15 protein-coding genes are annotated in these 13,514 nt (G+C 35.4%); 13 read left to right on the forward strand and 2 right to left on the reverse strand.

Annotation, left to right across the window (positions count from 1 at the left end):
- Positions 1–88: 88 nt before the first annotated feature.
- Positions 89–301 (reverse strand): sigma factor G inhibitor Gin, encoded by a 213-nt coding sequence (locus tag RTL21_RS17725; RefSeq protein WP_312097728.1) that lies wholly within the window; start codon positions 299–301, stop codon positions 89–91.
- 176 nt (positions 302–477) lie between these two features.
- On the opposite strand from RTL21_RS17725, the gene RTL21_RS17730 reads away from it, so the two are divergent.
- The 10 genes from RTL21_RS17730 (at position 478) to rsmI (ending at position 7,829) form a co-directional block, all read left to right on the forward strand.
- A complete protein-coding gene (locus tag RTL21_RS17730) occupies positions 478–1,917 on the forward strand; it encodes an aminotransferase class I/II-fold pyridoxal phosphate-dependent enzyme (protein WP_312097730.1) in 1,440 nt (479 codons plus the stop codon).
- Positions 1,918–1,938: 21 nt separating this feature from the next.
- Positions 1,939–2,568, forward strand: coding sequence for a dTMP kinase (gene tmk / locus RTL21_RS17735; protein WP_312097732.1), 630 nt, complete (start codon positions 1,939–1,941; stop codon positions 2,566–2,568).
- Positions 2,569–2,740: 172 nt separating this feature from the next.
- Positions 2,741–3,070, forward strand: a complete 330-nt coding sequence (locus RTL21_RS17740) for a cyclic-di-AMP receptor (RefSeq protein ID WP_312097734.1) — start codon at positions 2,741–2,743, stop codon at positions 3,068–3,070.
- Positions 3,071–3,174: 104 nt separating this feature from the next.
- Positions 3,175–3,612: a YaaR family protein gene (locus RTL21_RS17745; protein WP_312097736.1), complete on the forward strand. Its 438-nt coding sequence runs from the start codon at positions 3,175–3,177 to the stop codon at positions 3,610–3,612.
- Positions 3,613–3,625: 13 nt separating this feature from the next.
- The gene (holB, locus tag RTL21_RS17750) at positions 3,626–4,633 is read left to right on the forward strand and encodes a DNA polymerase III subunit delta' (protein WP_312097737.1); all 1,008 of its coding nucleotides are present in this window, start codon (positions 3,626–3,628) and stop codon (positions 4,631–4,633) included.
- Positions 4,626–5,453, forward strand: a complete 828-nt coding sequence (locus RTL21_RS17755; protein WP_312097739.1) for a PSP1 domain-containing protein — start codon at positions 4,626–4,628, stop codon at positions 5,451–5,453. Before holB ends, RTL21_RS17755 begins: the two co-directional genes overlap by 8 nt.
- A gap of 12 nt (positions 5,454–5,465) precedes the next feature.
- Complete coding sequence (gene yabA / locus RTL21_RS17760) at positions 5,466–5,843, forward strand: DNA replication initiation control protein YabA (RefSeq protein ID WP_312097741.1); 378 nt, start codon at positions 5,466–5,468, stop codon at positions 5,841–5,843.
- A gap of 124 nt (positions 5,844–5,967) precedes the next feature.
- On the forward strand, positions 5,968–6,711 hold the full coding sequence (locus RTL21_RS17765) for a tRNA1(Val) (adenine(37)-N6)-methyltransferase (protein WP_312097743.1): 744 nt from the start codon (positions 5,968–5,970) through the stop codon (positions 6,709–6,711).
- On the forward strand, positions 6,701–6,988 hold the full coding sequence (locus RTL21_RS17770; RefSeq protein WP_312097745.1) for a GIY-YIG nuclease family protein: 288 nt from the start codon (positions 6,701–6,703) through the stop codon (positions 6,986–6,988). Before RTL21_RS17765 ends, RTL21_RS17770 begins: the two co-directional genes overlap by 11 nt.
- Positions 6,966–7,829 (forward strand): 16S rRNA (cytidine(1402)-2'-O)-methyltransferase, encoded by an 864-nt coding sequence (gene rsmI, locus RTL21_RS17775; RefSeq protein ID WP_312097747.1) that lies wholly within the window; start codon positions 6,966–6,968, stop codon positions 7,827–7,829. Before RTL21_RS17770 ends, rsmI begins: the two co-directional genes overlap by 23 nt.
- A gap of 169 nt (positions 7,830–7,998) precedes the next feature.
- On the opposite strand, the gene RTL21_RS17780 is transcribed toward rsmI, so the two are convergent.
- Entirely contained in the window at positions 7,999–8,283 is a 285-nt protein-coding gene (locus tag RTL21_RS17780; RefSeq protein ID WP_312097749.1) for a transition state genes transcriptional regulator AbrB, read from the reverse strand.
- A gap of 701 nt (positions 8,284–8,984) precedes the next feature.
- Between RTL21_RS17780 and metG the strand changes: the two genes are divergently transcribed.
- The 3 genes from metG to RTL21_RS17795 all read left to right on the forward strand — a co-directional run bounded on the left by metG (position 8,985) and on the right by RTL21_RS17795 (position 13,353).
- On the forward strand, positions 8,985–10,973 hold the full coding sequence (gene metG / locus RTL21_RS17785) for a methionine--tRNA ligase (RefSeq protein ID WP_312097751.1): 1,989 nt from the start codon (positions 8,985–8,987) through the stop codon (positions 10,971–10,973).
- Positions 10,974–11,166: 193 nt separating this feature from the next.
- Positions 11,167–11,934: a TatD family hydrolase gene (locus RTL21_RS17790; RefSeq protein ID WP_312097753.1), complete on the forward strand. Its 768-nt coding sequence runs from the start codon at positions 11,167–11,169 to the stop codon at positions 11,932–11,934.
- Positions 11,935–12,171: 237 nt separating this feature from the next.
- Entirely contained in the window at positions 12,172–13,353 is a 1,182-nt protein-coding gene (locus RTL21_RS17795) for a resuscitation-promoting factor (RefSeq protein ID WP_312097755.1), read from the forward strand.
- Positions 13,354–13,514 lie beyond the last annotated feature (161 nt).

Here is a 13,514-nt window from a genome sequence, read left to right on the forward strand (position 1 = left end):
GACGTCGCCAGGCACGAATGAAACAAGCATCTCCTTTGTGAGATGCTTGTTTTTTACTATCTATTAGTCCCTAGCGATTGGGGTTGTTTTAAGCTTGGCGTCTTTCTTGTAAAATTCGAGCTTTTCCCATTTGATAAACAAAAAACTGGTATTTTGGATCACTGGTTTTTGTGTTGACTATTTCTCTCTCACAGTCCATACATATAAAGGATTGAAAGAGATGAATTCCTTCTAATTTATTCTTTTCACAGATGAGACATTTTTCCCCTAGGATTGATTGGGTATTATAATATTTCCCCATTTTCTCCACCTCCATAGCAACTATTTTAACCATTTTAGCAATCATTCATACATTGATTCTGAAAGTCTATTAATCATCTAAAACTCATTAAACGAGCATGTTTAGAGAAAGGAAATGATGACATAGTAAAAAAAGTGATAAAATATATAGAGTGAAAAAAGAAAAGAGGAATAAAATTGCAAGAAAAAACACCTTTATATTCTAAACTCTTACAGTTTCAGTCGGAAGATAATATATCTTTTCACGTACCTGGCCATAAGAATGGAGAATTGATCCCTAATAATGAAGAGGCATGGAAAGGGGATTTATGGAAATTTGATGTTACGGAACTTAATGATCTAGATGATTTGCATGCTCCAACGGGTGTTATTAGAGATGCAGAAAAACTATTAACAGATTTTTATGGAGTAAAAAAAAGCTATTTTTTAATAAATGGAAGTACTGTCGGAAACTTAGCAATGATACTATCCACTTTAAGAGAAGGGGATAAAGTATTTGTTCAAAGAAATAGTCACAAATCAATAATGAATGGCATAAAGCTTGCGAAAGCACAACCAATTTTACTTAGTCCTGATTATGCGGAAGAATGGAAAGTGGAAACAGTCGTTTCAGTAAAAACCATTGAGCAAGCAATTGCGCAATTCCCTAAAGTGAAAGTACTCATTCTAACTTCTCCTAATTATTATGGTATGGTTGGAAATTTAGAAGAAATCATTCAATTAGCGCATGCCAACGGAATTTGTGTATTAGTAGATGAAGCGCATGGTGCACATTTTATCGGAAACAATAATTTTCCGCCATCAGCTGTTCAGCTAGGAGCAGATATAGTTGTTCAGTCTGCACATAAAACTCTCCCTGCCTTAACAATGGGAGCATATTTACACTATAATACTGACTTCATCCAGCAAGATGAAGTAAAATATTATCTAGAGATATTGCAGTCGAGCAGCCCTTCTTATTTAATCATGGCCTCCTTAGATAAAGCTAGACATTATTTAGCTACGTATAGTATAGAGGATTGGGAGTATCTCCAAAAAACACTTACTCATTTTCGTAATGAGTTGCAATTGATTCCGCAGATAAAAGTGTTAACGTATCCTTACAAAGGGGACCCTTTGAAAATTACTGTTCAATCAGCAACAAATAAAAGTGGTATTGAACTTCAAAAGCAGTTGGAAAAGGAAGGAGTCTATACAGAATTAGCTGATTCTAATAATGTTCTATTTGTTTTTCCATTGTTGAAAAAGGGGATAGTCTTCCCTTTAAATGGGGTAATTACTAAAATTAAAAAGGCGTTTTCTGAAAATGGATCTAAAATTTCCTATGAAAGGGAAGTACCAACATCTATAAAAAAAAGTGCGGATATAGTAGAATTAAAACTTAGTGAAAAAGAGCAAGGATTACGAAGCAAAAGGGAAGTATCATTAAATGATGCCATACATGCTGTTTGTGCAGAAACAATTATTCCATATCCACCAGGAATACCTATCTTAATCCCTGGAGAGGAAATAACGGAATATCATATCAATCAAATAAAGAATTTATTAAAGGATGGAGCACGATTTCAAGGCAGTCCATCTATTTATGAACATAAAATTAATATTTTTGAGAAATGACCGCTTTAGGAGGACAACAAGGTGACAAAAGGGCTTTTTATTACATTAGAAGGACCAGAGGGAGCAGGGAAAACAACGATTATAGATATGTTGTTAAACTATTATCAGGAACAAGAGAAGAAGATTATAAAGACAAGGGAGCCAGGTGGTATCCCTATTTCAGAAAAAATTAGAAGCATCATATTAGATCCAAAACATACGGAAATGGATGCTAGAACAGAAGCTTTACTTTATGCTGCTGCAAGAAGGCAACATTTAGTAGAGAAAGTAATACCAGCTCTTCAAAGTGGGGCGATTATTCTATGTGACCGGTTTATTGATAGCTCATTGGCTTATCAAGGGTTTGCTAGAGGAATTGATATGGAGGAAATTTGGCAGATCAATCAATTTGCTATTGGAGATGTGATGCCTGAGCTAACGATTTATTTTGATTTAGATCCACGAGTTGGCTTAGCAAGAATCAATAATACTAGTGGTAGGGAAATTAATCGCCTAGATTTAGAAAAGATAGAATTTCATGAATTAGTGCAGCAAGGCTATTATAGGGTAATAGAGAAGTTTCCAGAGAGAATTGTTAAAGTAGATGCATCGAAATCTTTAGAGCAGGTTTTTCATGATACGATAGACATTATTAATCGTTTTCTAAAGTAACATTGGTTCATTCTAATATAATACTCCACTGTAAATAGATTAGCTCGAAAGAGAAGAAGACAGCGCGCTTTAGGAATTATTTTTTCTTTCAGCTGTTTGTTTTTATATTTATTGCTATAATAGGAACAAGTTAAAAAATCATTCGGAAACTATAATAAGGGGCGGGATAAAATTGAAATTAATTCTGACAGTCATTCAAGATAAAGATAGTAATAAATTGCTTAATGCACTTGTTGAAAATAATTTTAGAGCTACAAAGCTTGCAAGTACTGGCGGATTTTTGAAATCTGGAAATACCACCTTTATGATAGGAACGGAAGATATACGAGTGGAAAAGGCAATGCAAATCATTAAAGAGAATTGTCAATCACGAGACCAATTAGTAGCACCTGTTTCTCCAATGGGCGGAAACGCGGATTCCTATGTCCCTTATCCAGTGGAAGTGGAAGTTGGAGGAGCCACTGTCTTTGTATTACCTGTGGAGCAATTTAAGCAATTTTAAATCATACATTGGTTAATTGACTGTTAGCGATGTGCTTTTTGTTAAAAGCCATCGCTGATGGCACCTTTTTAGTAGGAAGTAGAACGTTCTTCAGGAGGAAGAATATGAAGATTAATAAAGACATTCGAATCAATCCGGAAGGGACTAGAATAGAAGCCAAGGGCAGTCTAGGTGGTTCGAAATTTCAAGGATATGTCCAACAGCAAAATGAGAAATTAAAGGTTGAGCAACTTCAAACTTTAATGAAAAACATCGATGATATCGGCAATAGGTTGGGTAGGTCGCAAAATCTAAAGGATTTGACTAAATATAAATCCCTAGTCAAACAGTTTGTAAAGGAAGCTGTTGAATTTGGGATGGAAGTAAAAAAAGATAGTTCTTGGGATCAGTTTGGTCAAGGCAGAGATTTAAGTGTTGTACATGTCATTGATGATAAATTAGTGGAATTAACAGAAGAAGTAATCACTAAAGAGAAAAACAGTTTGAATATTTTGGATAAAATTGGTGAAATTAAAGGTTTGCTGATTAATATATATACGTAATGGAGTGATTGTCTTGACAAGAACATGGGAACAGCTTGAACGGACACAACCCATTGTTTTAAAGATGCTGAAAAATAGCTTAAAAAAAGAACGACTAGCACATGCCTACCTTTTTGAGGGAATGAAGGGAACAGGTAAAAGGGATATAAGTCTTGTTCTCACAAAGAGTATTTTATGTGAAAATAGTATAGAAGGATATGTTCCATGTGAAACATGTTCTAATTGCAAGCGGATAAATAATGGAAATCATCCAGACGTTCATTTGCTGGAGCCAGATGGATTATCAATAAAAAAACATCAGATACAGAGTCTACAAGAGGAGTTCTCGAAAACTGGAGTAGAGTCAAAGCAAAAGGTATACATTCTTGTTCATGCAGATAAAATGACCACAAATGCAGCTAATAGTTTGCTGAAATTTTTGGAGGAACCTAATGCGGAAACAACTGCCATTCTATTAACCGAACAAATTCAGCAAATATTGCCGACCATTTTGTCTCGGTGTCAGGTTCTTTCATTTACGCCATTATCTCCAGATGAAATGGCAAAAGAACTAGTAAGAAATGGAATTAAACCGAATGAAGCTCCTTTACTTGCGCAAATTACCAATAGTTTTGAAGAAGCATTGACTCTCAGTACGGATGAATGGTTTGTACAAGCACAAAAAATAGTGGTAAAATTATATGAGGCTCTTAAAGGAGCTCCATTAGAAGCATTGGTAGCTCTTCAAAGAGACTGGTTTTCGCATTTTAAAGAAAAAGATCAGTTTGATAGAGGGCTCGACTTATTATTGCTACTATATAAAGATTTATTATATATACAGCTTGGCAAGCACGATCAGATTGTATACGTTAGCGAAAAGGAACGGTTAGATACTTATGCATTAAGAACTTCTAACAAACGCATAACGGAACAAATGACAGCTATTTTTGAAGCAAAGCGAAAGCTGCAGGGGAATATGAATCCACAGTTATTGATGGAGCAGCTAGTGCTAAAGCTGCAGGAGGGATCTTCAGTTGTATGATGTTGTAGGAATCCGCTTTAAAAAAGCTGGAAAAATATATTATTTTGATCCGAATGAATTAATTATTCAAAAAGGAGACTTTGTCATTGTCGAGACTGTTCGGGGTGTAGAGTTCGGAAAGGTAGTAATTGGACCGAAAAAAGTAGATGAAAATGACGTTGTCTTACCTTTAAAAAAAGTATTAAGAATTGCGGATCAGAAAGATCAATTGATTGTAGAAGAAAACAAGATTGCCGCGAAAGAAGCATATGAAGTTTGCTGCGAGAAAGTGACGCTACATGAATTAGATATGAAATTAGTGGATGTAGAATATACATTTGACCGCAATAAAATAATTTTTTATTTTACTGCAGATGGTCGAGTAGATTTTAGGGAATTGGTAAAGGATTTAGCTTCCATTTTTCGAACAAGAATTGAGCTTCGTCAAATTGGAGTTAGAGATGAAGCGAAAATGCTTGGAGGCATTGGCCCTTGTGGAAGAATGCTATGCTGTTCGACTTTCTTAGGAGATTTCGAACCAGTATCTATTAAGATGGCAAAAGACCAAAACCTTTCTTTGAACCCAACAAAAATTTCTGGATTATGCGGACGATTAATGTGTTGTTTAAAATATGAAAATGACGATTATGAGGCTGCAAAGGAACTCTTACCAGACTTAGGTGATTGGATTAATACACCAGAGGGAAAAGGGAAAGTTGTAGGTTTAAATATTTTAGAACGTGTACTCCAAGTGGAAATTTCTGAACAAGAAAGAGTGCTTGAATATACATTAGATGAAATACTGCAAGAAGATGCTGTTTCAGTTCAATCCACAGATTAATGAGGTGGAAGAGTGGATAAAAAAGAAGTTTTTGAATCAGTAATAAATATGGAAAGTCAAATTGGTAATTTATATAAGCAATTAGGTGATCTTAAACAGCATGTAGCAGAGCTTATTGAAGAGAATAATAGGTTGAAGCTAGAAAATGAGAATCTAAGAAGGCATTTAGAGGATATACCAAGAGAGAAAGATTCCAAACAGGATAAACATAAAAAAAGAAACGCTAAACAAGGCAAGAATATGGAAGAGAAAAACATTGATATAGGGGAAGGGTATGATAACCTAGCAAGGCTGTATCAAGAAGGATTTCATATTTGTAATCTTCATTTTGGAAGTCCTCGAAAAGATGGTGATTGTCTATTTTGTTTATCGTTTCTTAATAAAAAATAAGGATGTCTCAGGAGGGACTCCCCGAGAAAATAAACAATACACTACTGTATTGTACGGGATGACTCTTTCTTCTTGAGACATCTCTTTTTCTATGCGAAAAATAATAAAATGGAGGTAAAAAAGAGTGGTTCCATTAATTGGAGATGAAAGATTAGATTATTTACTGGATGAACGTTTAAGAATTATTCAAAGTCCATCCGTGTTTTCTTTCTCCTTAGATGCAGTATTATTAGCTGATTTTGTATCTATTCCCTTGAAAAGGGGAACGACTGTTGATTTATGTAGTGGCAATGGTGTTATTCCACTCTTTCTGTCGCTTCGTACAGAGGGAGATATTATAGGAGTCGAGATACAGGAACGATTATACGATATGGCAAATCGAAGTATTCAGTATAATCATCTAGAAAAAAAGATAAAAATGATTCATGGTGATATTAAGGATGCTCCTAGCTTGCTTGGTTATGAGAAGTATGATGCAGTTACATGTAATCCTCCCTATTTTAAGAAGACAAATTCTATAGAAGAGATTAATATAAATGAACACTTTGCTATTGCGAGACATGAACTTCTTTGCACGTTGGAGGACACCATTAGCGTATCCAGCCAATTGGTTAAACAAGGTGGAAAAGTAGCTTTTGTCCATAGACCAGGAAGATTATTAGATATCCTTACCTTGATGAGAGCAAACCGATTAGAGCCAAAGCGTATACGCTTTGTTTATCCCAAGGAAGGGAAAGAAGCAAATATCTTGCTAATCGAGGCAATAAAAGATGGAAAACCTGATTTAAAAGTTTTACCTCCGTTATATGTTTATAAAGATGGCAACAATTATACAGAGGAAATGAGCAGAATTCTATATGGAAAGTAAGAAGCATTATTTCTATGTATTAATTTGTAACGATGGAAGCTATTATGCAGGCTATACAAATGATCTGCAAAAACGTTTAAAAACGCATAATGCAGGAAAAGGGGCAAAATATACAAGGGGTCGTTTGCCGGTGGCCATTGTTTATCATGAGGAGTTCCAAACAAAACAAGAAGCTATGAAAGCGGAATATGCTTTTAAACAGTTAGAGAGAAAGAAGAAAGAACAGTTTTTGCTGAAGGAGGTTGGTGAAGAAAATGAAGCAACAAAAAAGCTATAAAGATAAAAGCGGATCCCTATATTTAGTTCCTACTCCTATCGGAAATCTAGAGGATATGAGTTTTCGGGCAATTAGGATTCTGAAAGAGGCAGATGTTATTGCGGCAGAAGATACACGTAATACGAAAAAGCTTTGTAATTATTTTGAAATCACTACTCCAGTGGTTAGCTATCATGAGCATAATAAAGAGACAAGTGGCCAGAAGCTAATACAAGCCTTGAAAGAGGAAAAAGTAATTGCTTTAGTAAGTGATGCAGGAATGCCGACTATTGCGGATCCAGGATACGAGCTAGTGATAGAGGCTATTGAACAAGAAATTCCAGTTATTCCTCTTCCGGGAGCGAATGCAGCATTAACAGCACTTATTGCTTCGGGTCTCCCGACGCATCCTTTTTATTTTTATGGATTCCTTAATAGACAAAAGAAGGAGAAGAAAAAAGAACTACTTTTCCTAAAGCATGTTCCAGGTACAATACTATTATATGAATCTCCACACCGTTTAAAAGAAACATTAGGTTTAATAATGGAGATTCTCGGTAACAGAAAGATTACTTTATGTAGAGAATTAACAAAGCTATATGAAGAATTTATCCGTGGTACAGTAGAGGAAGCAATTGCTTGGTCTCAAGCAGAAGAAATACGGGGAGAGTTCTGTCTAGTTATCGAACAGGGTGAATTACAAAAAGAAGAAGATAATTGGTGGGACGCATTAACCATTGTGCAACAAGTAGATCATTATGTCGAAAAAGAGGGTATGACGGTAAAGGAAGCAATTAAAAGGACAGCATTAGATAGAGGAATCCAAAAAAGAGAAGTCTATCAAGAATATCATATTGAATAAGAAAAGGGCTACCCCTTAAAGAGGAACAGGAAGAGATAACCATGTGTTCACCTTTAAGGCGTAGCCCTTTTTTATAAGTCTTTCTCATCAATAAGTCACTTTTAGAATAAAGAATGATTGCTAATCATGAATACATATAGATGGTGAAAGGCTCATTTTTTATTAATTCTTATTTTGAAACTTCAAAGTTGCTTTTAATTTCTTCGATTAATTGCTCAGCACCTTCACGGCTAAGAATTAATTTACCGCCAGCTAAAGATAGGTTATCATCTGAAACTTCTCCAGTAACTTGGCAAGTCATGTTTGGCTTATATTTTTTTAAGATGATTTTTTCGTCATCTACATAAATTTCTAGGGCATCTTTTTCAGCAATTCCTAATGTACGTCTTAATTCAATGGGAATAACCACACGACCTAATTCATCAACCTTACGAACAATACCTGTAGATTTCATTTGTTTTCTCCTCCCAAAAGTAAATGTGGATATTTATATTTTTTTCGCTAATTTTCGACAAATTTCTTTGTATGTCATTATAATACCAGCCATTCCCATAAACGTCAATTATTTTATTTTCAAATTATTGTATTTTGAAAACCTTATTAAATTAGGCTTTTTAGTGAAAACGATACAAGTTTAGATATATGTTGGTATAAATTGGTATAGTCTGGTCGTTCTATTTCCGCTCTTTTTTCGACAAAATACAACATTTTCTCTTCTCTTGTTACACGCTCAAAAAAGGCTGTTGCATTAACTAGTAATTTTAGGTATATTTTGATGGGATAAAAGGAAAAAATGGCAATGATTATGCGGTTTAAACGAATGTTCTTATACTTTTTTGTTTCGATAAAAAAGAAGAATGGTTACAATAGAAATATCGGTTATTTTTATTTTAGGTTGTTTTCTAAAAGATTGCTGTTTTTTCTATAGGAAAAAAGAATTAATTGGAAAAATGGAGCAGACGGAATACATGTAGACGCCACGGGAATTAGTGAGACAGCCTGATTCTCTGCCGGCAAAAAGCAGACCGCGGCTTAAGGGTGAACCTCACGGAAAGCGAAGTGTATTCCGGCTACGAGGAATAGCAACAAACTTTATGAAAACAGCTTTATTTTATTAAAGGTACAGATAGATACATATATATAGGAGGGAACTAAGTGAAGGATCAAGAAAAAGCTTTTTATATTACTACGCCCATTTATTATCCAAGTGGCAATTTACATATTGGACATGCTTACACAACTGTTGCTGGAGATGCAATGGCCCGTTATAAACGAATGAGGGGCTATGAAGTTCGTTACTTAACTGGAACAGATGAACATGGACAAAAAATTCAGCGAAAAGCAGAAGAAGCGGGAATTACTCCTATTCAATATGTAGATGATATTGTTGCTGGAATTAAAGAGTTATGGGATAAGCTAGATATTTCCTATGATGATTTCATTCGTACAACAGAAAAAAGACATACAGATATTGTCGAAAAAATGTTTAAGAAATTAGTGGATCAAGGAGATATTTATTTAGATGAATATCAAGGATGGTATTCCGTTTCGGATGAAACTTACTACACAGAGCTTCAGTTAGTTGATCCTATCCGTGATGAAAATGGAAAAGTAATTGGAGGAAAAAGTCCTGATAGTGGCCATCCAGTTGAATTAGTAAAAGAAGAATCTTATTTCTTCAGAATGGGAAAATACGCTGATCGTTTATTAGCGTTTTATGAGGAAAATCCAGAATTTATTCAACCAGAATCTCGTAAGAATGAGATGATTAACAACTTTATTAAACCCGGGTTAGAAGACTTGGCAGTTTCAAGAACTACCTTTGATTGGGGAATTAAAGTGCCAGGAGATCCAAAGCATGTTGTTTATGTATGGATAGATGCTCTTTCCAATTACATTACAGCGTTAGGCTATGGTTCTGATGATGACACATTATATAAGAAGTTTTGGCCAGCAAATGTCCATTTAGTAGGAAAAGAAATTGTTCGCTTCCATACTATTTATTGGCCGATTATGCTTATGGCATTAGATCTTCCATTGCCGAAGAAGGTTTTTGCACATGGTTGGATTCTTATGAAAGATGGGAAAATGTCTAAATCTAAAGGGAATGTAGTCAATCCAGTAACATTAATTGATCGTTATGGATTAGATGCTCTTCGTTATTATTTACTAAGAGAAGTTCCATTTGGTTCTGATGGTGTATTTACTCCAGAAGCATTTGTGGAAAGAGTGAATTTTGATTTAGCCAATGATTTAGGGAATTTATTAAATCGTACGGTGGCGATGATCAATAAGTACTTTAATGGAGAAATACCTACCTATAAAGAGTCAGAAGGAGCCTTTGAAAAGTCGCTTGTTGAGGCACATAGAGAAACGGTGGAGAAATACGCGGAACATATGGAAAACATGGAGTTCTCTGTCGTATTAACAACGTTATGGCAATTAGTTAGCAGAAATAATAAATACATTGATGAGACGCAACCATGGGTATTAGCGAAAGAGGAAAGAACAGAAGCATTAGCAACTGTTATGAATCATTTAGCGGAATCCTTAAGAAGAATCGCTATTTTACTTAAGCCGTTCTTAACAAGGACACCTGACCAGATTTTTAAACAATTGAACATACAAGATGCTTCCTTACACACTTGGGATAGTCTTGAACGTTTCGGTGTGATTCCTGCAGGTACTATAGTAGAAAAGGGAGATCCGATTTTCCCAAGGTTAGATATGCAAGAAGAAGTAGAATTTATCAAGGGAGAAATGAAAGGACCACAAAAGGAAGAAGAAAAGAAGCCAGAAGTCCTAGAAGCTCCTGAAGTAGAGGAAATCACGATAGACGACTTTATGAAAGTTGATTTACGTGTTGCACAGGTTCTTGAAGCAGAGCCTGTGAAAAAGGCAGACAAGCTATTAAAACTACAATTAGATTTAGGTTATGAGAAACGACAAGTAGTTTCAGGGATTGCTAAGTATTATTCTCCAGAAGACTTAGTGGGAAGAAAGGTTATTTGTGTAACAAATTTAAAACCGGTTAAACTAAGAGGAGAACTTTCCCAGGGGATGATTTTAGCTGGAAGCCAAGATGGCGCCCTGTCTCTTGCAACAATAGCAGAATCCTTACCGCTTGGATCAAAAGTAAAATAAAATCAATGAAAAACATGGAGATGTTTTTAGTGGATGGAATCGTCGATTTCTTTTAGGAATGGAGAATGGACGAGGAAATTCAATAGATTAAACATCTCTATGTTTTTTCTTCTTTCCTTTACAATCGTTTGGGTATAAAGGTTATAGGGATTGATTGTAAGTATATATAACAATAGATGGAGGGATGAGTATCATGTTATTTGATACACATACACATATCAATGCAGATGAGTTTCAAGAGGATATAGAAGAAGTAATAAAACGAGCGCTTGATGTAGGGATGGAGAAAATGGTAGTTGTTGGATTTGATAGGCCTACTATCACAAGAGCGATGGAGCTTATTGAGCAATATGACTTTGTTTATGCAAGCATAGGATGGCACCCGGTAGATGCCATTGATATGGTAGAGGAAGACTTAAAGTGGATTGAAGAATTATCGAAACATCCTAAAGTGATTGCGATTGGAGAAATGGGGTTAGATTATCATTGGGATAAATCGCCAAAGGATATTCAAAAAGAAGTATTTAGAAAACAAATCCAACTGGCGAAAAAAGTAAAACTACCGATAATTATTCATAATCGGGAAGCTACTGCTGATATTGTAGAAATTTTGAAGGAAGAGGATGCTAAAGAGGTTGGCGGCATTATGCACTGTTATGGCGGAAGTGTGGAAACAGCACTTGAGTGCATAAATATGAATTTCTATATCTCACTCGGTGGAACTGTTACGTTTAAAAATGCTCGAAAACCGAAGGAGGTTGCAGAAGCAATTTCATTGGATCATTTATTGATTGAAACGGACTGTCCTTATTTAGCACCGACACCATTTAGAGGAAAAAGAAACGAACCAAGCTATGTAAAATTAGTTGCTGAAGAGATTGCTGCGATTAAAGGAATTTCTTATGAAGAGGTTGCTTTGAAAACAACAGAAAATGCAAAAAAATTATTCGGCATAAACTGATAAAGGTTTTTGTCGAATGAAGAAAGGACTTGTCCAAAATTCACCTTATTTTTAATCGTTCTACATCGCTTTCTTTTCTCATAGACTAATTATGTCGAGATTTCTTTCTTTCCTTTCGCTTGTTTTTTTTGCATAATAAGATATACGTTCAGAGATTCTTAAGGGTTGACAGCGGACATGATACTCTATATAATCACTCCGAGAGAAAAGGAGGCGTTTTTCATCGTAATCCAAAACATGAAAAACCTGTTTTCGAAATCTTTGAGCAGGAAAAAAGTGCCCATCTTTTTAGCTAGTTTCATCGTTTTTGCGAGTGGCTTAGGATTTATAATTTATGAAACTACTAAAAATACAGTGGCGCTCACGTTAAATGGTAAAGAACAAATCATCGAAACGCACTCATCTACTATACAACAAATATTTGATGACTTGGAAATTGCCGTTGGCTCAGAAGATTATGTGTTTCCCTCGTTAAACACAAAGGTTACAGATAACCTAGAAGTTGTCTGGAAGAAAGCTAAGCAGGTTGAATTGCAAAAAGACGACGAGAAGAAAACGGTTTGGACAACAGTAGATACTGTTAAAGAGTTTTTGAAAGAACAAAAAATTTCTTTGAACGAGCACGATCAGATCAATCAAAAAGAAACTAACACAATAGAACATAACATGGAAGTTGTCGTACATACAGCATTTCCAGTAACACTAGTAGACGCAGGAAAGAAAAAACAAGTATGGTCCACTTCGACTACGGTCGCTGACTTTTTAACACAACATGAGATATCACTTGCAAAATTAGACCGAGTTGAGCCAGATCTAAAAGAAGAAGTGAAAGAAGAAACTGTTGTTAATATAAAAAGAATAGAAAAGGTCACCGATGTAGTGGAACAACCGATTAATTTTGCCGTCATCACTCAAAAGGATGGTGATCTTCCGGCAGGAACTGAAAAAGTACTTAAAGAGGGAACAGAAGGTTTAGTCTCTAAAAAGTATGAGGTTACGAAGGAAAATGGCAAGGAAATTTCCCGAAAATTACTCAGTGAAACAACAGTGAAAGAAAAGCAGGACAAAATTGTATCTGTTGGAACAAAAGGCGAAGTAGTACAACTTGCATCTCGAGGAGAAGAGAACGGGCAAGAGGTGTACGTCAATTCAACAGCATATACTGCTAGCTGTAATGGATGTTCTGGACGAACTGCTACAGGAATTGATCTGAAAGCTAATCCGAATGCAAAAGTAATTGCTGTCGACCCAAGCTTCATCCCATTAGGAACAAAAGTTTATGTAGAAGGCTATGGCTATGCTATTGCAGGTGATACAGGCGGTAGTGTGAAAGGGCAGAAAATTGATGTTTTCTTTTCCACAAAAGCAGAAGCTTACCGTTGGGGTAACAGGCAAGTTAAGATAAAAATAATTAATTAGCATCAGTAAATCTCGACATTTTATCGTTCATCTAAATTGGAAGGATAAGAAGATAGCTAATCTGGCAGGGGAATCATTTCCTCTGTCTTTTTCTTTGCTTCTTTTCCTGTTTTCTCATATGTTAAATAGTTTGCAGAAAACAGCCATTTGTTAAAACATAA

It is taken from the genome of Niallia sp. (genome assembly GCF_031978665.1).
Classification (GTDB): Bacteria; Bacillota; Bacilli; order Bacillales; family Cytobacillaceae; genus Niallia.